This window comes from Lysinibacillus sp. FSL K6-4013, assembly GCF_038630435.1.
Taxonomy (GTDB): domain Bacteria; phylum Bacillota; class Bacilli; order Bacillales_A; family Planococcaceae; genus Lysinibacillus; species Lysinibacillus boronitolerans.
The window spans coordinates 315248-337307 of sequence record NZ_CP152031.1; the positions used below are offsets into that span (position 1 = coordinate 315248).

General features: G+C 36.9%; 21 protein-coding genes. 13 read left to right on the plus strand and 8 right to left on the minus strand.

Annotation, left to right across the window (positions count from 1 at the left end; all coding sequences use genetic code 11):
• Positions 1 to 16: 16 nt before the first annotated feature.
• The 4 genes from MHB39_RS01575 to MHB39_RS01590 form a co-directional block, all read right to left on the minus strand.
• Positions 17 to 913, minus strand: a complete 897-nt coding sequence (locus MHB39_RS01575; RefSeq protein ID WP_066038376.1) for a DMT family transporter — start codon at positions 911 to 913, stop codon at positions 17 to 19.
• A 103-nt stretch (positions 914 to 1016) separates the two neighbouring features.
• Positions 1017 to 2177: a PucR family transcriptional regulator gene (locus tag MHB39_RS01580; protein ID WP_342545669.1), complete on the minus strand. Its 1161-nt coding sequence runs from the start codon at positions 2175 to 2177 to the stop codon at positions 1017 to 1019.
• A gap of 147 nt (positions 2178 to 2324) precedes the next feature.
• The gene (locus MHB39_RS01585) at positions 2325 to 3743 is read right to left on the minus strand and encodes an amidase (RefSeq protein WP_312125616.1); all 1419 of its coding nucleotides are present in this window, start codon (positions 3741 to 3743) and stop codon (positions 2325 to 2327) included.
• On the minus strand, positions 3733 to 3918 hold the full coding sequence (locus MHB39_RS01590) for a hypothetical protein (protein WP_009373346.1): 186 nt from the start codon (positions 3916 to 3918) through the stop codon (positions 3733 to 3735). Before MHB39_RS01590 ends, MHB39_RS01585 begins: the two co-directional genes overlap by 11 nt.
• Before the next feature lie 294 nt (positions 3919 to 4212).
• On the opposite strand from MHB39_RS01590, the gene MHB39_RS01595 reads away from it, so the two are divergent.
• From MHB39_RS01595 to MHB39_RS01610, 4 genes are all read left to right on the plus strand, one after another.
• Positions 4213 to 5094 carry an EAL domain-containing protein gene (locus MHB39_RS01595; protein ID WP_312125614.1) on the plus strand — a complete coding sequence of 294 codons (882 nt, stop codon included), beginning with the start codon at positions 4213 to 4215 and terminating at the stop codon, positions 5092 to 5094.
• Positions 5072 to 6022, plus strand: coding sequence for a GGDEF domain-containing protein (locus tag MHB39_RS01600; protein WP_312125612.1), 951 nt, complete (start codon positions 5072 to 5074; stop codon positions 6020 to 6022). Before MHB39_RS01595 ends, MHB39_RS01600 begins: the two co-directional genes overlap by 23 nt.
• Positions 6023 to 6112: 90 nt before the next feature.
• Positions 6113 to 6556 (plus strand): hypothetical protein, encoded by a 444-nt coding sequence (locus MHB39_RS01605; protein ID WP_312125610.1) that lies wholly within the window; start codon positions 6113 to 6115, stop codon positions 6554 to 6556.
• A gap of 295 nt (positions 6557 to 6851) precedes the next feature.
• Positions 6852 to 8246 (plus strand): L-cystine transporter, encoded by a 1395-nt coding sequence (locus MHB39_RS01610; RefSeq protein WP_016991756.1) that lies wholly within the window; start codon positions 6852 to 6854, stop codon positions 8244 to 8246.
• A 47-nt stretch (positions 8247 to 8293) separates the two neighbouring features.
• Here the strand turns inward: MHB39_RS01610 and MHB39_RS01615 are convergent, their stop codons facing one another.
• From MHB39_RS01615 to MHB39_RS01625, 3 genes are all read right to left on the minus strand, one after another.
• Complete coding sequence (locus MHB39_RS01615) at positions 8294 to 8608, minus strand: hypothetical protein (RefSeq protein WP_036075397.1); 315 nt, start codon at positions 8606 to 8608, stop codon at positions 8294 to 8296.
• Between the two features lie 100 nt (positions 8609 to 8708).
• Positions 8709 to 9263, minus strand: a complete 555-nt coding sequence (locus tag MHB39_RS01620) for a DUF1273 domain-containing protein (RefSeq protein ID WP_066038383.1) — start codon at positions 9261 to 9263, stop codon at positions 8709 to 8711.
• Positions 9264 to 9470: 207 nt separating this feature from the next.
• On the minus strand, positions 9471 to 10616 hold the full coding sequence (locus tag MHB39_RS01625) for a DUF418 domain-containing protein (RefSeq protein ID WP_342545675.1): 1146 nt from the start codon (positions 10614 to 10616) through the stop codon (positions 9471 to 9473).
• A 103-nt stretch (positions 10617 to 10719) separates the two neighbouring features.
• Between MHB39_RS01625 and MHB39_RS01630 the strand changes: the two genes are divergently transcribed.
• Positions 10720 to 11421: a response regulator transcription factor gene (locus MHB39_RS01630; protein WP_342545677.1), complete on the plus strand. Its 702-nt coding sequence runs from the start codon at positions 10720 to 10722 to the stop codon at positions 11419 to 11421.
• On the plus strand, positions 11418 to 13061 hold the full coding sequence (locus MHB39_RS01635; RefSeq protein WP_036075408.1) for a HAMP domain-containing sensor histidine kinase: 1644 nt from the start codon (positions 11418 to 11420) through the stop codon (positions 13059 to 13061). The genes MHB39_RS01630 and MHB39_RS01635 overlap by 4 nt, the downstream gene beginning before the upstream one ends.
• A gap of 107 nt (positions 13062 to 13168) precedes the next feature.
• Here MHB39_RS01635 and MHB39_RS01640 read toward each other — a convergent pair whose 3' ends face one another.
• The gene (locus MHB39_RS01640; RefSeq protein ID WP_036075411.1) at positions 13169 to 14074 is read right to left on the minus strand and encodes a TetR/AcrR family transcriptional regulator; all 906 of its coding nucleotides are present in this window, start codon (positions 14072 to 14074) and stop codon (positions 13169 to 13171) included.
• 157 nt (positions 14075 to 14231) lie between these two features.
• Here MHB39_RS01640 and MHB39_RS01645 point away from each other — a divergent pair, with 157 nt between their 5' ends.
• The 7 genes from MHB39_RS01645 to murQ all read left to right on the plus strand — a co-directional run bounded on the left by MHB39_RS01645 (position 14232) and on the right by murQ (position 22022).
• Positions 14232 to 15746, plus strand: coding sequence for a DHA2 family efflux MFS transporter permease subunit (locus tag MHB39_RS01645; protein WP_066038386.1), 1515 nt, complete (start codon positions 14232 to 14234; stop codon positions 15744 to 15746).
• 159 nt (positions 15747 to 15905) lie between these two features.
• The gene (locus MHB39_RS01650) at positions 15906 to 16925 is read left to right on the plus strand and encodes a serine hydrolase domain-containing protein (protein ID WP_048391885.1); all 1020 of its coding nucleotides are present in this window, start codon (positions 15906 to 15908) and stop codon (positions 16923 to 16925) included.
• A 17-nt stretch (positions 16926 to 16942) separates the two neighbouring features.
• Entirely contained in the window at positions 16943 to 18235 is a 1293-nt protein-coding gene (locus MHB39_RS01655) for an extracellular solute-binding protein (protein WP_342545679.1), read from the plus strand.
• A gap of 87 nt (positions 18236 to 18322) precedes the next feature.
• Positions 18323 to 19270 carry a sugar ABC transporter permease gene (locus MHB39_RS01660; protein WP_312125597.1) on the plus strand — a complete coding sequence of 316 codons (948 nt, stop codon included), beginning with the start codon at positions 18323 to 18325 and terminating at the stop codon, positions 19268 to 19270.
• 12 nt (positions 19271 to 19282) lie between these two features.
• Complete coding sequence (locus MHB39_RS01665) at positions 19283 to 20110, plus strand: carbohydrate ABC transporter permease (RefSeq protein ID WP_342545680.1); 828 nt, start codon at positions 19283 to 19285, stop codon at positions 20108 to 20110.
• A complete protein-coding gene (locus MHB39_RS01670; protein ID WP_128568191.1) occupies positions 20097 to 21095 on the plus strand; it encodes a BadF/BadG/BcrA/BcrD ATPase family protein in 999 nt (332 codons plus the stop codon). The genes MHB39_RS01665 and MHB39_RS01670 overlap by 14 nt, the downstream gene beginning before the upstream one ends.
• Before the next feature lie 21 nt (positions 21096 to 21116).
• Entirely contained in the window at positions 21117 to 22022 is a 906-nt protein-coding gene (gene murQ / locus MHB39_RS01675; protein WP_342545681.1) for an N-acetylmuramic acid 6-phosphate etherase, read from the plus strand.
• The last annotated feature ends 38 nt before the right edge of the window (positions 22023 to 22060 follow it).

Sequence of the window (22060 nt, forward strand, 5' to 3'; positions counted from 1 at the left end):
CCAGTATAAACTGAAACTATTTGGGGGTCTGATTATCGAGTGCTTTCATTAGCTTCTTTTTTGGATGTGCGGGTTTCACTTCGGCAATTAGTATAGCTAGTAAAATAAGGACGGCACCAACGACCATACGGCTTGTTAGCATTTCATGCAAGAAGATAACGGATAAAACCATGCCGAAAAAAGATTCCGTTGATAGTATAATCGCAGCCTTTGTGGCAGTTGTATATTGATTGGCCACATTCTGGAAAAGATAAGCTATTGTCGTAGAAAAAATCCCTAAATAAACAAGCGAGTAAATTGCCTCTTTTTCAAGCGACGTAGGAATTTCACCTTGACTAATGACAACGAGAACACCTATAAAGGATGCTGTGAGAAACTGAATAATAGTTAGAGCAATGGCATCTTCTTTTTGAACAAAAAGGTTTGTACAAAAGATATCAAAGGCAAAAGCAACAGCACAAGCTAATGATAGGGCATCACCTATATTCATTGTCAATGAGCCTTGTAATGATAAAAAGCCAATGCCCACAATTGCCATTATCGAACCAATGATTTCGTAGCCATCGATACGCCGTTTATAAACGGCATATGCTATTAAAGGAACAATAATGACATTAACTGCGGTTAAAAAGGCATTTTTAGAGGGTGTTGTATATTGCAGTCCGACTGTTTGAAGGGCAAACGCTATATACAAAATCGTACCTAATAAAGCTCCCTTCCAAATTACTGATCTCGAAGCCTTTTTTAAGCGGGCGCCAAATAAAACGGTTAATATGATTGAAGCTAATAAAAATCTACCAGCCATTACTTGATATGCTGTTAAATATTCTAGAGCAATGGCCGTTACAACAAATCCACTACCCCACACGATTGCAGTAACTAATAACATGCCATCAGCTATGTAAGTTTTCATGTGTTCTTCCTCCTAACTTCAATAGAATAGCATAAGAGAGAAGAAAAGAATTTGATTTTATTTCTAAATATTCAGGCGTTTTTTTGTACTTATTCCAAAGCGATTAGTCACTGGTCATTTTGCTATGTAATAAGTACAATTTAACGGCTGTAGCTAGGCGTTCATAAAAAACATAATCATTATCTATGGGTGCTACTAGCTGACGTATTTTAGCCATACGATAGCGAATTGTATTTGGATGACAGAATTGTGCTACAGCAACTTCCTTAATATTTCCTTTTTTAATGATATAAGTTATGGCGGTCTCCATTAAGTCTGGATCAGCCTTTTTATCAAGTAAAGGGGCTAAAAAAGAGGTAACATAGTCCATTGCGAATACTGAATCTTTACGGTACAACTCGATTAATAAACAATCGGACGCGAGATTCTTATAATGACAGCTAGGGAGCATATCGATTTCAGCGAAAATATTAGCAAAAAAAGCTTCGCGTAATGCAATGGGAAATCCTGTCTGGGTATCATAGCAACTGCTATAGCCGAAAGTGATTGTATCAGTGGGTATGGCATATAATGCTAGCCATTCACGTAACACCCTTTCAAATTGGAACTGCTGAGATGAATGTGTCATGATAATAAATAGACTTTTTTTATAAGAACAAATCAAACCCGATTTTAATAGTGGCTCCAACGAGTGAAAGGACTGCATCCAGCTCTGGTGGATTGGATCACTTGCTCGTAAATTTGCTATAAATACATATTTTTCAAAGGGTTTATTGAGCTGTTGTAAAATGGATTTTATTTGCTCCTGTGTTACATCTTCCTCCATTAACCTTCGTAAAATCGTCTCTAAAAAGTAGGAATAATCCTGTGTCTTAGCATAAGCCATCGTTTCTAAAATGATTTTTTCAAAAAACTCATCTCCACCAAAGCGCAATATAGGGAAATTATGCTGCTCTGCATACGACAAAACTTCTTCAGGTAATTCCTTAAAAATAACAGGCTTATAGGCTAAAGCACTCGCCCCAAGCTCAATTAGATTTTTAACAGCATTGAATAAATACTCAGGCTTTTGCTTTGCAAATAATAAACTACTTAACACAACACTGTTGGGGGTAAAGATAGTATCCCTGACATGGTGGATATCAGGTGAAAATTCAAAGTCTAATATTTCTACATTTTGAACAGCTTTATTTAAGCCCTTGTGACCAGCAATAACAGTGAAGTCTTTTGTAATAGGTAGTTGTAAAAATTTTTCTACATTCATGAATGGATCATTGCCTTTCCTGTAGTAAGCTTCTAGCTTCTATTATAAAATTACTTGTTCATAAAAAACCATTAGTATGAATCCACCAAAAAAATCTGCTCATTCAGCGGTATACCGCGAAGTGAGCAGATTTCCAACACTTATCGTTTAGATATTAGCAAAAATATTTGGCTTTCTAGTTCTCTGCGGATTTGCTTGCTCAACTGCATGGCCAACATTTAAAATGCGTCCTTCTTTAAAGGCTGGACCAATAATTTGTAGACCTATTGGTAAGTTTCCTTTAAAGCCACAAGGAACTGAAAGGGCAGGTAAGCCTGTTAGGTTACTAGGGCCTGTAAAGCGGATAATATTATCGATTAAATCTACTTTTTGACCGTTTAACTCTGCGAAATAATCCCCAATTGTACTAGCTACAACAGGTAGGGTTGGGGTAATGAGCACATCTACCTCATTAAAAATCTCTGTAAACTCCTGCTTGATTTGACGACGTACCTGCTGAGCCTGTAAGTAATCGACTGCAGAAGGCAATTCACCAAGCTCAAATAGCAGACGAATATCGTCACCAAAATCTTGTGGTCTCTTTTGTAAATCTGAATGGTGTATAGCTGCTGCCTCTGAAAGGGATGTCACAAGCTCTGCCCATTCTGCATATTGTAGGGATGGAATACGCACTACTTCTACTTTAGCGCCTTGATCCACTAAGCTTTGAATACTCGCTCTAACAGCCTTCTCTACATCAGCATCAACATTTTTAAAGAAATATTCTTCATTGATACCAATTACTAGATCCTTGATATTGCCAGTAATCTGCTTCTTATAGTTGTCTATTGGAATATCAATGCAAGTAGGGTCTCGATGATCAAAACCAGCAATGATTTCGAGCAAGCCCGCTGCATCCTTAACGGTCTTTGTCATCGGGCCAATATGGTCTAAGCTCCATGCAAGCGGGTAGCAGCCATATTTACTTACACGACCGTGTGTAGGTTTTAAACCAACAATGCCGCAAGCAGAGGATGGGATTCGAATAGAGCCTGCTGTATCTGTACCTAGTGAAGCAACACTTGCTCCAGCTGCAACAGCCGCACCAGAGCCGCCACTTGAACCACCAGGAATTTTATCTAAATCCCATGGGTTACAAACAGGACCGTAATGAGGGTTGTTATTGGTAATTCCCCAAGCATATTCATGCATGCTTAACTTGCCAGTGAAAATAACACCAGCGTCACGAAGCTTTTCAACTACTGTCGCATCATAATCAGAAACGAAGTCCTTATGAATTTTTGAGGACATCGTTGTTATTTTATCTTTAAAATACAAGTTGTCCTTTAAGGCCATAGGTATCCCATGATACATACCCTTGTAATGACCTTGGAGAATCTCCTGTTCAACTTCTTTTGCCCTTGCTAAGGCTTCTTCCCGATAAAAAGCCATATAGGAATTAATTTTAGGCTGACTTTCCTCAGCAAAATCTAAAATAGCTTTCGTTAATTCCACGGGAGATAGCGTCTTTGATGCAAGTAAAGGTGCCAACTCTTCAACAGATTTTAAATGTAAATCAGTTGTCAATGTGATCACCTCCAGGAATACTACGTACTGCGATGTCTGCATCATCAATCGCAATACCTTCTAAATTGCTACGAAGGGACTGCATACCTTCCCAGCGTGTTTTTAATAGTTCAAGGTGTTCAGGTTTCGGTGTAATTCCTTTGTTCTCCAGTAATTGTTGAATAGACAAGCTCATTAACAGGATCCTCCCTTGAATAATTTTTATCTAAATAGGTTTCCCTATTAAGATCGATACAGTAAAAACACAAAAAAATATAATAGGTAATATAAACCTATTATTACAATCATACACTATTATTAGTTTATATCAAATAAATTATTTGAAATAGTTTTAATATTATGAAATATTTACTAGTCAAATGTTTTGTTAAATCGTATGTAGGAACTCGCTCTTTTTACATTCGATTCACAGTCTATTTACAATCAAAGCGTACAATGAACCATAATAACCAAATGAAGAGGTGCAAGAATGGAGTCTGCAGTGGGACAAAGGATAAAAACAAATAATTTATTTTCTTTTTTAAAATATTTATATAGTCAACATCAAAGCAGTTCGTTATATATGAAGCGTTTAAAAGCATTGAAACAAATTATTCAGCATAACGATTTACATACATACTTTCAACCTATTGTAGATTTACAGTCAAAGCAAACAATAGGATTTGAAGCATTAAATCGACCTATACCTTCAACATTATTTAATAGTGTGGATCAGTTTTATGAGTTTGTAGGGCAAACAGATTGCGTTTTTTTATTTGAATGTTTTTGTAGAAATCTTTCCTTGCAACGTTTTAAGGAACGTTTACACAAAGACTTGGCGAATAAAAATTTTTTAGTGTTTCTTAATATACATCCGAATGTTTTATTAGATAAAAAATATCATAGTGGAGAAACACTACAATTACTGAAGGAGCTTGGAATTAAACCTCAGCAAGTCGTTTTTGAACTAACTGAACGGAGTGCTGTAATAGATTTTGTGGAGTTTGAACGAGTATTATCGCATTATCGATCACAGGGCTATCGCATTGCCGTAGATGATGTAGGATCAGGCTATAATAGTTTGAAAACGCTGATCTATTTAAAGCCAGAATTTATTAAACTAGACCGATCATTAATTCAATTCATTGACAAAAATAGTGAACAACAGCAGCTTGTTACATTGTTAATGAAATATGCCGAACAAGCCAATACAAAAATCATCGCTGAAGGGATTGAACGACAAGAGGAGCTTGATTATCTGCATCGTATCGGCATTCATTATGCACAGGGTTATGCCATAGGAAAGCCTGCAAAGGAAATATATATGGGGAAAATAAGGGTGGGTGACCATGAAGATAGGGGAAGTCATTGAGAAAGTTCCGTGTATTGATGAATTTGTGAAAAATAAAGAAGTAGATGTACTTTTTACAAGTAATCCATCGTTGCGTAGCGTTGTTGTTGTGCGTGATGAAAAACCAATTGGACATATTACACGCACACATTTCTATCAAAAAATCGGTACTCGGTATGGCTATCATTTATTAATGGAACGTCAAAATCAGCTGATGATAAAGAAAAATCCTTTAATCGTTGATCGTAATACACCAATCACAGAGGTCAGTACATTAGCTATGGCCAGACCTCCTGAGGATTTATATGATGATGTCATCGTCACGAAAAACAAGCTTTATTATGGCATGGTTAGTATTCGAGAGTTATTGTTAAAGCTTGTTGATACACAAGTAGCCATTGCAAGCTTCCTGAATCCATTAAGTAGTCTTCCTGGCAATAAATTAATCGATGAAAAATTAGAGGAAGCATTACAGCTATCGCAATATAGTTTAATCTATTTTGATTTAGATCACTTTAAATCCTACAATGACACATATGGCTTTAATAAAGGCGATAAAATTTTACGGTATTTAACAGAAATACTAAAAAGACATATCTGCGGCGTAGAGGAATTTTTAGGACATATTGGTGGAGATGATTTTGTAGCTATTCTACCTTATTACGAGGTAGAAAAGATGTGTCAAAAAATTATTGATGACTTTGATGCCAACATACTTAGTTTTTATGAGTTGGGGGATTTAGCATATGTTCAGGTAGCTAATAGATCTGGCGAACTGGAGCCTTTAACATGTACATCCTTATCCATTGCCATAATTACGAATGAATATCAGTATTTTGACTCCGTCGAACAATTATCTAATGCGGTAACACATGTAAAAAAGCAGTGTAAAAAAATAGCTGGTAGTTGTTACCTCATTAATAAACAACACAATTATTTTGTTCATTAGCAAACTATGTTAGAATTGCGGAACTAATATGTAAAATATATGAAAATTTAAATAAAATTGATATATATTTTGGTTACAGGAGGTGTTTAGATGGATTCAAGAAGAATGCACATTTGGCAACCCGTCACTTGCTTAGAAAGAGCCCAAATCGTTAATGCCACATTGAATTATACAGATCGAGGGCTATGCTTAACATTAATAGATCGAAACAATACAGAAGTTGATATTATCTATGATAAGATGTCTCCTATTCAAGATTATGTTTGGTCTTTTCGCTATACTGGAGAAATCCCACGATCTGATTTAGTAGACATGGTCACTGAAGCCATGACCCAAGAACAATCTAAAAATTCTTCAGCAGAATGGTTTTATAAAATGAGCAATTCAGATTATATAGAATGGTTTGATCAACTCCCGTGGATTGGAAGCAAAGAAATTCCTACCGTAGAACATCATATCTACTGCTATAATGACGGTGTGTTTGACATCATTAGTGACTACGAACCAAGATTTGTAATTAGAAATAATGCTTAAAAGGCTGCCCCTGCACTGTTAAAAACTAACAGTATAGGGGCAGTTACTCATTTGTCACCAAATGTAGTGGCATTGATTAAACTAGCTATACATTTACAAACATTTTTTATGAGCTTTTCCATGATTAATCCTTTGCCAGAGGATGATTGTTACGCCATTTTTCGGGGTATAATCCTTAGCAAGAAAGCATTCTGTTATAGGAATTTATTAATCTTAATAAAACATACTTGAATTATAGGGATTATGGGTATATAATTCGATTACATTATTATAAAACATCTTAGGAGGCATTCCATTGTCGAATTTACAAATCATTCTTAACGTAGCAGTGTTGCTTGTGTTCGTTGGAATTTTATATGTTATGAATAAAAAGCACGTTAAGTTTTCTAATCGTGTTTTCGCCGGTTTAGGCTTAGGGATTGTACTTGGTCTTGGACTTCATTTTATTTATGGTCTCGATTCTGAAGTATTAGCCAAAACAACATCTTGGTACAATATTATCGGTACTGGGTATGTGAAACTGCTCCAAATGGTAGCAATGCCTTTGGTATTTATATCCATTTTAATTGCATTTACTAAAATGAAGATTGGAAAAAATTTCGGAAAAATGGCAGCACTTATTTTAGCCATTTTAATCGGTACAACAGCCGTTTCGGCAGCTGTAGGGATTCTTTCTGCAACAGTCTTTGATTTAGATGCAACACAAATTTTACAAGGTGATGCAGAAGCTGCACGTGGTCAATACCTTGAAGAAAAAACAACGGGCTTAGCAGCTCCTGATCTACCAACACAAATTATTGAGTTATTCCCAGCAAATCCATTCCTTGATTTAACGGGTGCTCGTTCTACGTCAACAATTGCGGTTGTAATTTTCTCTGCATTCCTTGGTTTTGCTTATTTACGTGTGGCACGTAAGGATGAGGGAACAGCAGCAACAATTAAAAAAGGCTTAGATGCTATCTATGCTCTTGTAATGGGCGTTGTAACAATTGTATTACGCTTAACGCCATACGGAATTCTAGCGATTATGGCTCGTACTGTCGCAACATCTGATTTTGGAGCGATCTACAATTTAGGTAAATTTGTGATTGCTTCTTATGTAGCATTATTTATTGTTTTAATCGTACATTTATTAATTCTTACATTAAGTGGTTTAAATCCATTTACGTATTTAAAAAAATCAGCAGAAACATTATTATTCGCCTTTACATCACGTTCTAGTGCGGGTACTTTACCGATGAATATTAAAACGCAAACAGGTCGTCTTGGTGTATCTGAGGGGATTGCAAACTTCTCAGGCTCATTTGGATTATCAATCGGTCAAAATGGTTGTGCAGGTGTATATCCAGCAATGTTAGCCATTATGATTGCACCAACAGTCGGCATTAATCCACTTGACCCTGTGTTTATTATTACAGTTATTGCAGTAGTAGCTGTAAGCTCGTTTGGTGTGGCAGGTGTTGGTGGTGGTGCAACATTTGCAGCTATCCTTGTATTATCAGCACTTGATTTACCAATTGCTCTAGCAGGTGTATTAATCTCTGTTGAGCCTTTAATTGATATGGGTCGTACAGCGTTAAATGTAAGTGGATCAATGACAGCAGGTGTTACAACAGCACGTATTACAAAAGAATTAGATACAGAAATGTATAATAATAAAGAATTAGGTGCTCAGGTAGCAGACCTATAAGATCAAAAAAGCCCCTTTAAAGGTAAAACTTTAAAGGGGCTTCTGCTTTATACGATTTTTACATAAAAATCCTTACCGTTGATTAATTCGGATAGCTCAATTTGATAATTTTGTTTATAGTAATCATAAATATTGTAGGCTAAACCGGAGTGTCCATTCAAATAGGTTCCCTTTTTAATCTCTTTACGTGGATTATGGAAATCAAAATATAAGCGTGAATCATGACTCATTGTATTTAAAATAGCAAGAAATTCTTGTTCTTCAATATGAATTCCCCGTGTATACCGACATTCTCTACGATACGTATCATGTGACACATTTACGGGAGAAGCTTCAAGAATCATTTCAATATGTTTATTCAAATGATGACAGCTCCTTTCAAATTATAGGTAAAAACCATAAGAACAATCAGCTTTTATTACTTCTAGTATATAATTGTCAGAAAATTATATCAATATTTTTCTACCAGTTTTGCTGTTGAATTTCTTCAGCTATTAATTGTAAGTCATAGGCAGTTACTGTTAAAAGATTATAATCATGGGACTCCATATATTTTTCTGCAAGCCGTTTGATATATTTGGGTGAACCCTCATTTTCTTCATCATAAATTAATAAAAGTCCATCTGTATTTTGGATAATAAATTTGTCCTTCTCAATAAATTGCCAAGGAGCTTCATAGGGTTTTTTGGTCACGCTTGTGACAAAATCAGCTTGGGCAATTAATGCTTGATACTTTTCTTTTTTATGATCTTGCCAATTTTTCTCTTGCTCTAAAAAAGGTGTGATCACGGCGTATTTTAAAAGTGGGAATTCTTTTTTTAACATTAAAACAACTTCAGCACTCCAAGTTTCTACGCCCTGCTGACCGCTGATAATAACCCATTCGAGTCCTTCATCAAGCAGTGTACGTAGATGAGCTTCCAGTGCTTTCTTTATGATGACAATACCAGGATGTTTGTCATTAAAGATACCAAGCTCATGTGGTTTATAGCCAGTAATCATAATACGATGTAACAACAAAATACCCCCTAGGCTGTATAGTTGTAATACTAGTATACAGCAAGGAGGCAAATGAAATCGATATTGTCTATGAAAAGGCAAATAGTGTTAAAATTACTGCTACAGCTGCACAAATGCCTAAAAACCACCATGAGTCTGTAAAGTCTTCTTTTGTGTCACTATTCATAAAAAATATTCCTTTCTAATTTGCTTGTTTGAGGGGTTTTATTTTACTTGACCAGTCCAAGACCAATTTGTCCATATTCGTAAAATTGTTTCAAATGGACCACGTTTAAATTTCTTTAAATAGGCAAGGCTGAAAACACATTGCAGGCTATAAACAACGATTCCGAAAAGGATTCCGCCAAAGACCCCTAATTTGCCATATAAGCCAAGGCCATAGCCATAAAAAACAGTTGTACAAATGATGGTTTGTAGTAAATAATTGGTTAGTGATAGTTTGCCAACGCTCTCAAATGCAGGAGCCAGTAGTTGAACTGGACGGGTGTTATAAATGTATGCTGCGAGGCAAACATAGCCAATCGCTAATAACTGGGAGCCGCCCATTAATAAAATAGAAGAAAATGCACTTTTACTTTCTATAAAACTTACACTTTTACATACGAGTCCTATAGGTACAAGGAGAGCACCAAGCTTATACCATTTCATTTCCTTATTCATCTCCACGAAGGCTTGCTTCTTAGCAAGTGCCATCCCAAACAGGAATAGTGGTGCGTAGAACATAGGTGCAAAAATTAATATAATGAAAATAAATGAAGAATCATCCATTCCTGGTACTTCGGCATTAGCTCTAAAATCAAAAATTTCTAAGTAGCTGCCGTTAGCGTAAACATCATCCGCTTGCTCGATGTATGTGTCTATCTCTTTTTGTTCTTTTTTAGACGTTTCCATAGAGCCGTATGTTAACGCCGTAGTTAGTACAAATAGGATACCAGCCCAAATAAATAAAGTTTTTGGTTTACGATTAATAAATGGGATTAAAAATAACATCATACAGCCATAAGAAAATAGAATATCGCCTTCCCACAATAAAATAGAATGTAATAAGCCAAGGGCAATTAATCCTGTTGCACGACGTAAAATAGACCAACGGCTTTTATTCTTTTTTCTGCGGATGGATTCAATTAATTTAATAAGTGAGAAGCCGAATAAAATAGTGAAGATGGGCATGAACGAGCCTTCAATCACAACTTTTACAAAATATAAAGCCCCGTTATCTAAGGTAGAAAGATTATTTAATTCATCTTTGCCATACATCCCGAATTGGAAGATTAGCAAATTTGCCATTAAGATGCCAAATAAACTAAATCCACGCATTGTATCAATGAAAGTAACACGATTAGTTGTCATTGCGTTTTATCTCCTTAATTGGTTATCTTATACATATAATAAATAAGGAAGCTTATGGTGAAATAATGACTACCTTAAAGTAATCTTAAAAGTAGGTGAGGAAATGCAGGAAGCATCAATTTTAGTGTTAGAGGATGAACGTGCCATTGCTGAAATGATTGAAATCATTTTAAGAAAAGAAGGAATTACCAATATTACCTTATGTAATACAATTGACGAAGCAAAAGATGAAATGAATACTAAAACATTTGACTTTTATCTATTAGATATCATGCTACCAGATGGAAGTGGGTTGGATATTGCGAATAATATTCGAGAAAAAAGTGACGCCCCTATTTTTTATTTAACCGCAAAAAGTAGTGATGCAGATAAGCTTCGTGGTTTTATGAATGGTGCAGATGATTATATTACAAAACCATTTAACCCCTTAGAGCTTGTAGCACGAGTAAAGGTGCAGCTAGTCCGTTATATGAAGAAAAAAAGTGTACCAGAAAATCACATATTTAGTTGTAGCCGTTTTACATTTGACATTGATGCAGCAGAAATCGAGGTAGACGGTGTAAAGGAAATAATCAGTGGTCGCTTGTTTCATTTATTAAAATATTTATGTGACAATGTAGGGCAAGTGTTATCAAAAGAGCAAATATATGAGCGCGTATGGGGTGATTGCTTATTTGATGATAATACAGTGATGGTACATATAAGAAAGCTGCGAGAAAAAATAGAAAAAAATCCTGGAAAGCCGACATGCATTATCACTGTAAGAGGCATTGGTTATAAGCTTGTTGGGGATATTTCTGCATGAAGCCTGCTGGAAAATTAACTCTTCGTTTTGTTTCGTATTTCATCATATTCTACCTCTTAATTATTTCAGGTTTTATTATAAGCTTGGTGTTTTTTGCTATCTTTATCAACGATCGTGTTGGTGACAATATTCATGTGATGAGCTCCTTTGAAATTGAAGATGATGCAGTTGTAGAGAAAGGGAAGACGGCTAAAATTGCTGATTATTTAGTGGAGAGAGCTGAGGAAAATGTAGGACAGCTCTATTTATTTGATCCATCCATGACGATTGTTGACTATACTGGAGATACATGTGGTCTATGTGGAAAGTCAGATAATGAAATATTGGCATTGCGGCAACCAGGCATGCATACATGGGAACTGCCGAATTACTACTTATTATTTCTTCCGAATACTCCTGTGCAACCACTCTTTGAGGAGGCACTTGAAAACTGGACAGCAACAGGGGACATTTCTGCTGTAACAAAGCAACGTCTAAAAGAAAATAAAGCTAGTGTTGAAATTTATGATGAGCAATGGAATCGGATTGAGGTCATAGGCGAACGCTATGAGAAGCTAAATAAGCCACAATTACTAGAGGAAAAATACGATATTTTCGAGCATGCGGAGCTGAATCAAAGTGCAGCGTTATCCAACGATAAGACATTTGTTGTAAGAATGCCTAACCCATCGTATAAGCCATTTGAAGAGCCTTTTAATAAGGCGATGGTATTGTTTGTTTCTATCTTTTTTGGGGGGCATATTATTTTGCTGTTGGGCGTTCTTTTCTTGTCTATTAGTATTTCACGTCAATTCGTGCGTCCGCTCGTCTATGTTATTTCGCGTATTGAGCGACTTACCCAATTTGATTACAGTGAGATTAGCGACAAAAAAATCCATCATAAAAAGACAGGAAAGCTGAAAAGGAAATTTAAACTGTTCCAACCTGTAGAGGAGTCACTCAACCACTTATCGGAGCGACTTAATTCAAATGAAAGGCAAATCAAGCATGCAGAGCAACTACGTGAGGAGTGGATAACAGGTTTATCGCATGATTTAAAGACCCCGTTAAGCTCAATTTACGGTTATTCAACAATGCTGGCATCGGAGGATTATGAGTGGACAAAGGATGAGATGCGTATTTTTGCACAGACCATGCAGGAAAAGGCAACCTATATGGATGCACTTATTCAGGATTTGACGTATACGTATCAATTAAAAAATAAAGCCATACAGCTCGATAAAGTGGTACTGCCGCTAGCAACATGGCTGCCACAATTTGCAGACGAACAGGTGTGTGTGAAGGTGTATGGTGATGTGTTGTTACAAGCAGATGAGCTTTTACTCAAGCGAATAATGGATAATTTAATTACCAATGCGAAAAAATATACCCCTGAAGGCACGAAGGTAATTGTAGAAGCACAACATACTGGTAAGGAAGTGATGCTTACCATTGCTGATCAAGGACCTGGCATTCCTCAGGAGGTGCTCGATAATCTATTCGAACGCTATTATCGAGGTACGAATACAACAGACGATATAACAGGAACAGGGCTAGGACTAGCCATTACGAAGCAGCTCATTGATTTACACAATGGCACAATTAGTGTTCGTTCAGGTCAAGATGGAACAATCTTTGTGCTAAAATTTCAATGTCATTAGGGTGAATCTCTGTACTTTCTTAAGATTGTACAAAGGTCTGTCATAGAACTTAGTTTCATTCAACATAGTAAAGAGGTATCAAGGTGTTCATTTGATACCTCTTTTTTTTATTTCTTACAGCGTTCAGCGGGCTGTTCAATTTTTACGTAACGCCATAAGTTATTGGCGATGTCACGGGCTTCTGCGATATGTTCTGTGCCGACGAAGGCCTTACGGAAAGGTGTAAGAAGTGATTCGATGATAAAAAGCTTTGGTTTTTCTTTCTGCAATTCTTCTAATAAGAATTGTGCATACTCCAAACCTTCCATTGTTTCGTTATTTGATAATCCCTTTGTAAAGCCTTGAAGTTGTTCAATAACCATTTCTTTAGTAACAGTTTTATAGTTCACGACATTTTGAATGGTATTGATCATTTCAACACTTACGATAATTTCTTTCGACTCAAGCATAGTGGGTATAATTACGCTAATATTGCGCAATGCTACACGTACAATAGCTTCTCGATTGATATATTTATAATCGGCAATAAAGACAGCACGTAGAGTGAGGTTAATCATTCCGAGTGTTTGAACAGCACATTCATAGCTAATAGGGCTAATCTCTTCTCCAAAGACTTGTACTAGACGATTGGCGAGCCATTCTAGTTCTTGTAAATGGTAATTAATAATAATTTTTTTTAGTTCTTTATCTCTTGATTGGAAGATGGATTCGAATATCTGTACTAAATTATGTTCACGATTGACATACATGAGAACAGCGACTTGCTGCGTCAATACCTCTAAATCTGTAGGGTCCTTGCCATAAATGAGCTCATGGCGACGATTACTAGCTTCTTCGCGACCTTCATCTAAGATGGCGATTAAACATTCATTTTTCGAAGTAAAATGATTATAAAATGTACCTTTAGAGATTTTAGCCGCATTGATGATGTCATTAATCGATGTATCTAGAAAGCCTTTTTCAATAAAAAGTTCACGTGCTGCTGTTATAATTTGTCTTTTTCTTTTGTTCATAACCTCACCTTTTTTATAATATTATACTCTTATTCTACACTTGGAATGCTTTTATATCAACGTTTATAAAAAATATAAACTTATTTGTTGAAAAAAGTAGACTACGAGTATAAAATAAGTTTTATCGTAAAACACAAGAAAGAATTGAGGGATATAAATGAATAGTGAGCAAACAATGAAAAAGCCCCCTTATGGCATGATAGCTATTCTATTTGTGGGTGCTTTTGTTGCTTTTCTAAATAACACATTGTTGAATGTGGCATTACCAACAATCATGAAAGATTTTGGGATCACCTATTCAAAAGTACAATGGTTAGCAACTGGGTATATGCTTGTGAGTGGTATTTTAGTGCCTGCTTCAGCATTCTTTGTGACACGCTTTAAAAATAGACATTTATTTATTACAGCGATGTCTATCTTTACAATTGGTACAATTATGGCAGGTTTCGCTCCTAATTTTGGCGTGCTGCTAGCAGGTCGTATGGTGCAAGCAGCCGGAGCTTCTAGTATGTCACCACTTTTAATGAACGTTATGCTAACAAGCTTCCCGAAAGAAAAGCGTGGGGCAGCAATGGGGATCTTTGGTTTAGTTATGATTATGGCGCCAGCAATTGGTCCTACATTATCAGGGTATATTGTGGAACATCATGATTGGCGTATGCTTTTCCAAATGATTATTCCATTTGCTTTAATTAGTTTATTATTTGGTGTTTGGAAATTAAGAAACGTGATGGAGACACGTGAAGTTCACTTAGATTTCCCTTCAGTACTTTTATCAACAGTTGCATTTGGTGGTATTTTATACGGCTTTAGTACAGCAGGAGATAAAGGTTGGTCAAGTCCATGGGTATATGGCACAATTACGATTGGCTTCATCGCTTTAATTATTTTCGTTGTTAAACAGCTGAAAATGGATGAGCCATTACTGGAATTACGTATTTATAAGTATCCAATGTTTGCTTTAGGGTCAGTTATCTCTGTTATTGTCTCTATGGCAATGTTCTCAGGGATGATTTTGACACCAGCATATGTACAGTCTATCCGTGGTATCGAACCATTTGAAGCAGGCTTGATGATGCTTCCAGGTGCACTTGTCATGGGGATTATGTCACCAATCACTGGTAAGCTTTTCGATAAGTTTGGTCCCCGCGTGTTGGCCATTATTGGATTAACGATTACAACTATTGCAACTTTCGGTTTAACAAAGTTAGAAATTGATTCAAGCTACACATATATCGTATCCATGTATACGATTCGTATGTTCGGTATGTCGATGGTCATGATGCCTATTATGACAAATGGTTTAAATCAACTACCGCAAATGATGAATCCACATGGTACAGCGATTAACAATACATTACAGCAGGTATCAGGAGCAATCGGTAGTGCGATCCTTGTAACATTTATGAATAATCGTACAAAAGTTAAAGCGGAAGAATTAATTGCAGAAGCCAAAGCGAATGCTGCACAATCAGGAGCAGCGCCTACAGCAGAGCAAATGCAACAAATGCAAGATCAGATTATGCAAACCGCCTTATTAGATGGTATTACGCATTCCTTCTTAATTGCAGCTGGTATAACAGTGATTGCAGTGGTACTTGCATTCTTCTTGAAACGCGTAAAAGTTGAAAGCGCAGCAGCGTCAATGGATTTAAAAAAACCAACTAAATAATCAAAGTAGCCCTAGCCAGTAAATATTTACTGGCTAGGGCTTTTTTTATTGAGTACACATGAAAAAAAATTTTAGGATTGGTGTTATTTTTCATCATTTTATTTTATATGATAATACTAATTTACAGAAAATTTAGATATTTAATAGTGGGGTGCTTCCTTGGTAGATGCATATATAACTGGCTTAGTGAAAGAACAGAAAATTCCAGGTGCTGTATTAATTGTTCAGCAGCAAGAAAGAAGGCTATTTTCATGCAATTATGGAGCCTATACTGCTGAGGATGGCAGCGAGCAAGCTATTCTAAGTAATACGTTGTTTGATTTAGCCTCCTTAACAAAAGTTGTCGCAACACTCCCAGCTATTTTACTCCTGATGAGTCGAAATCAAGTTTATATAACAGATCCAGTCCAAACCTATTTGCCTGATTTTAATTATCCTCTTATTACAATCCAGCATTTATTGCAGCATTGCTCAGGATTGCCAGCAGATTTAACACCTGTAGTTAAAAGACATCATAAGCGTGACATCCTGCAGGAGGTACTGGCAAGTGATGTAGTATGGCAGCCAAATGAACAAGTGCAATATAGTGATTTAGGTATGATTATTATAGGAAAGGTGATTGAGGAAGTTACTGGCATTTCATTAAAAAGTTTTGTAGAGCAAGAGGTTTTTAAGCCATGGGGCATGCATCATACATGTTTTCAACTGCCTGTGCATACAAGAAGGCTTGCAGCATCTACAGAAATGGTGGCAGGTCAATTTGTACAGGGAATAGTCCATGATGAGAAAGCTTTATTACTAGATGGTATTGCTGGTAGTGCAGGTTTATTTTCATGTGTAGAGGATTTAGCAAAGTATGCGGAAATTTGGTTGGGGATCAAGCAACAAAGTGTAATTCCATATGAATGGTTAGAGCTTGCCTATACGAAAACTTTTAAAACGAGGGGACTTGGATTTGAAGTATGGGGAGGAGATGAAGCATCATTTTGTTTTGGTAGGAGGTGGAGCAAGGGCTCATTTGGTCATACAGGATTTACAGGCACGAGTATTTGGATGGACCCTGTAAAAAAGGCATTTGTCATTTTACTAACGAATGCTGTGCATTATGGGAGAAATACAAACATGGGAAGGATTAGAGAGAAGCTTCATACGATGATTTATGAAAAATTACTGATATGAAGGGTGGATCTGCTGGTATGAGACAAAAGAGTAAATGGTTATTGTTGCTTCTTTTATTACTCGTTGTGGGTTTAGTAGGCTGTAACACGAACGAGAAAATAACGACCTCAACAACACCTGATAATGAAGAGAAATCGAAAACTGAAGAGGTTTCGCTAACAATAGGGAGTTGGCGCACAGAAGATGTTGCCAAGTATGAAAAAGTGATTGCTTTATTTAATGAACAACATCCTGATATACATGTTTCATTTAACCCAACTAAAAATACTGAATATAATACAGTCCTCAATACGGCATTACAGGCTGGAGAGGGTCCAGATATTTTCCATTTGCGTCCTTATGCAGCTGGATTGAAGCTTGCGGAGGCAGGTTATGTTGAGAAAATAAACGGCTTAAATGGATTGAGTGTATTTCCTGAAGAAGCTTTAAAGGCTTCTCGCGATGACCAAGGGAATCAGTACGGTGTACCAATTAACTTAAGCTCTACACAATTTTTCTATAATAAAAAGATCTTTAAAGATAATAATCTTGAAATTCCTACTACATGGGATGAATTCATGGCATTAAATGACCAATTATTAGAAAAGGGCATTACGCCAATTGCAATGGGTACAAAAGAAGGCTGGTTGTTATCGTTGCTACATGGGATTGTCGGTCCTGCTGTTTATGGGGGCAATGATTTTTATCAAGCAGTGCTCGGAGGAGAAAAGGATTTTACAGATGCGAAGTTTATTGAATCAATACAAGTGATGAATGACTTGAAAAAGTATTTTCCAGCCAACTCTGAAGGCTTAGGAATGGATGATATTCGTACTTTGTTTGCGCTAGAAGACGCAGCTATGTTCCCGTTAGGTAGCTGGGAAATTCCTGTTGTATTAGAAATGAATCCAGATATAGATTTAGGTTATTTCCCTATTCCATCTAAAGAGGGGAATAAAACAGTAACGACCTGGGTTGATGGCTCATTTGCGATCAATGCTAATTCGAAAAATAAAGAAGCGGCTAAAGTGTTTTTAGAGTTTTTAACAACAAAGGAGTTTGGTGAGTTGTTTGTGAAGGAGTTTTCCATGATCAGCGCCATTCCTGGTATAACTTCTGACGATGTATTGTTAAATGATATCAGTCATTCGACTGCAAATGAAGCAACGCCATATATGTGGGTAACTAATTTTACTGGTGGGGACCCAACAACAAAGAGCTTGCTTGAAAGTGAGCTACAAGGCATGTATTTAGGTCAAGTAACGCCTGAAGAGGTGGCCGCAAAAATACAGGAAAACGCAAAGACTTGGTTTACGCCATTTCAAAAATAATGAAAGCATCTAATCAGTAGACCCCTGAAGTGCTATACAGGAGTTTAGGGGTCTTGTTGTCTCAGGATTAGTAAAAGGAGGCTGCTGATGATGAGAGAATATACAGCTTCATCAGTAAGAAAACGGAAATCAAGAGCAGGGTGGACTATCCATCTTTTCCCTATCCCTGCACTGATAGTATATGGGTTGTTTGTGCTTTATCCGATAATAGCGGCATTATCCTATAGTTTTTTTGAATGGAAAGGGATGGCTCGTGGCGATTTTATCGGTTTCCAAAATTTTGTGACGCTTTTTACGACAGAACCCTATGGCTCCATGTTTTGGAATGCCTTTAAACATAATGTCCTCTATTTTGTTGTGCAAATGATTGTTATGAATGGATTAGCCTTCTTTCTTGCCTTTATTATTTATCAAAAAGTTAAAGGAGCGGAGTTTTTTAAGGCTGCCTTCTTTTTACCGCGATTATTATCAGTTATTGTTGTAGGATTCTTATGGAAACTCATTCTAAATCCTAATTTTGGTACTTTAAATGTTATTTTGGAGAAATTAGGTCTTGAAACTTTACAAAAGGCTTGGCTTGGTGATCCCAAAACGGCGTTAATTGCCATTATTTTAGTCAATTGTTGGTTTGGATTAGGTTTTGGTGTCTTAATTTTTCTTGCTGGCTTTCAAGGGATTCCAAGTGAGTTAGTCGAAGCTGCAAAGTTAGATGGCGCTAAGGGCTTTACTTTATTGCGTACGATTTACTTGCCTTTAATGGTGCCATCAATTATGATCATGGGCATTTTAACATTTATCCAGTCGTTTGAGGCATTTGAATTAGTATATGCAATGCAGGGTTCTATGGGAGAGCCGTACTATTCTACAGATACGTTAGCCGTATTTTTCTATCGCTTAGCATTTGGTAGCTCTACCGCTTCTGGCACAACAGCTATTGGATTGGGTTCGGCATTGGCTACGGTACTATTCTTATTTATATTAGTTTGTACCACACTATTTTTACGTTTTGCCAATAAAAAGAATGTTCAAATGTAAGAGGTGAGTATAGTGAAGCAAGGCGCTATTTGGGTTCGACCATTTTATTATCTTGTGGTGTTTACGGTGGCGACCATTAGTTTATATCCGGTTTTGTTAATGATTTTATCTTCATTTAAAAAGAGCGTGGACATCTATAAAAATCCATTGGGTTTACCGACTAGCTTTAGCTTAGATACTTACCGTACATTATTATCAAAAATTCCATTTACAACGTACTTTCTAAACAGTCTATTTGTCAGTATTGTATCTGTTGTACTAATAGTGGTTGTTTGTTCACTTGCTTCATTTTATATTGCCCGCTTTAAATTCTCCTGGAATCATGCATTGTTCTTTATTTTTTTATTAGGCATGATGATTCCTATAAAATTGGGGATTGTCCCGCTCTTTATATTAATGCGTGATTTAGGGCTGATAAATTCCTTATGGTCTTTAATTTTGATGAACATGGCGACAGGTATTCCATTATCCATGCTGATCTTAACAGGCTTTTTTAAAACAATGCCTTATGAGCTAGAGGAAGCGGCCCGGATAGATGGGGCGGGGAACTTAAGGGTTCTTTGGCATGTGATGTTACCGTTAATGAGACCTGCACTTGGCACAGTGGTAATTATAAACTTTATTGCTGCATGGAATGATTTCTTCTTCCCACTTATTTTTATTACAGAAAAAATGAAACGGACGATACCTGTTGGAATGATGTCGCTTTTTGGGGAGCATTCGGCAGATTGGGGCTCTCTTTTTGCAGGTTTAACATTAGCTTCATTACCAATGATCCTATTATTCTTGATTGCGTCAAAGCAATTTATGGAGGGGCTGACGGCTGGTGCCATTAAATAGACAATACATTATTGGGGTCGATGGTGGCGGGACGAGAACCCGTGCAGTGATTGGGACCAGAAAAGGTGAGGTGCTGGCTTTTGTTGAAGGAGCTGGAACGAATATAAAATCAATGCCACCAGAAAAGGTAAGGCTTCACATTATCCAGCTCCTTGCCAAGTTACTACAAAAGATAGATGCGACAAAGAATGATATTTCTACAGTGTTCTTCTGCGTGGCAGGAGGCGATCGCCAGGTAGATAAAGAACGCTGGGAGCAATGGATGAGCTTCCTTTTCCCTGATAGCTTCTGTAAGATAACCATCACCAATGATGCAATAGCGGCACTTACTAGCGGTACATTTACACAGCAAGGGCTCGTTGTGATAGCTGGAACGGGTTCTATCGTATATGGTGTTGGAAAAAATCATCAAATTAGTCGTGTGGGAGGATGGGGTTATTTATTAGGAGATGAGGGCAGTGGATACTATATTGGGCAAGAGGCATTGCGTTATATTGCACGACATTATGATGCATTTGGTGTAAATGAGAATCTATTTACTGAGACTATTTTGGAGCATCTGGCCTTAAAAAATCCTACTGAAATTATTACGTATGTTTATGAGCATCCACAGCCCCGAGTAATCATAGCCTCCATAGCTCGAGCGGTGTTACGTTTAGCAGAACAAAATAATGATAGGGCAATGAAAATTATTGAACAGGCTACTCATCATTTAGTTCAATTCATCCAGACAATGTTCAAAAAAGAGCCGCAGCTACAAGTTTATCCTATTGTCCTATGTGGAGGTTTATTCGGAAATTCATATTTTGTTCAATGCTTTCGAGAGAAATTACAGCTTGCTAAAATACCTAATCGACTATTACAGCCAGAAGTGCCTCCTGTTATAGGAGCCTTCGTTAATGGACTTCTCAGTGAAGGAATATCAATGACGGAGGCTTTACAACGAACGATAAAAGAAACTTGGGTGAGCATCCATGAAAAATAGCGTAGGAGGGATTTGATTTCAATGGAACGAATGACAAAACTGACGACTGAAGGCTATCATCCAGATACGACAAATTTAGATTTAATGTCCACTATTGAAATTATAAAGCTGATGAATGAAGAGGATAAAAAAATACCATTAGCCATAGCAAAGGTTTTACCTGAAATCGAACAAGCTATTACAGCTGTTGTACATGCATTAAAGAGTGGCGGTAGATTATTTTATGTAGGCGCAGGAACAAGTGGGCGAATTGGTTTGCTAGATGCAGTAGAATGTCCACCTACATTTAGTACGTCACCAAAGCTTGTGCAGGCAATATTGGCTGGCGGAGCAAATGCAGTAATGATTGCCATAGAAGGTGCAGAAGATGATCTTTCATTAGGAGCGGTTGAACTACAGAAACAACAGCTAACAAACCGTGATGTAGTGATAGGGATTGCAGCAAGTGGTCGAACACCTTTTGTGAAAGGGGCATTAATTTATGCACAACAACTAGGGGCAAAAACAATCAGCCTAGTCAGTAACGCTCATTCTGTTATTAGTGAGCATGCAGATATTGCAATAGAGGTGATTACAGGACCAGAAATTTTAACAGGTTCTACAAGACTAAAGGCTGCAACAGCTCATAAACAAATATTAAATATGATTACAACGACAACCATGATTAAGCTTGGAAAGGTCTATAAAAATTTAATGGTGGACGTTCATGCTAGTAATTTTAAATTGCGAGAGCGAGCCAAACATATCGTCTGTGAGGTAACGGGTGCTTCTTATAGTCAGGCTGAAAGTGTTCTTGAGCAAAACAATTATCAAGTAAAGCTCGCAATTGTGGTGCTACTGACGAATACAACGATTGAAGAGGCGACGGAATTACTTGCTCAATCAGAAGGGCATGTGCGGAGAGCGGTGGCACTAAAGAAATATTGATGAAGGAGGTACATGGATAACTTCCTTTTATCTAGAGA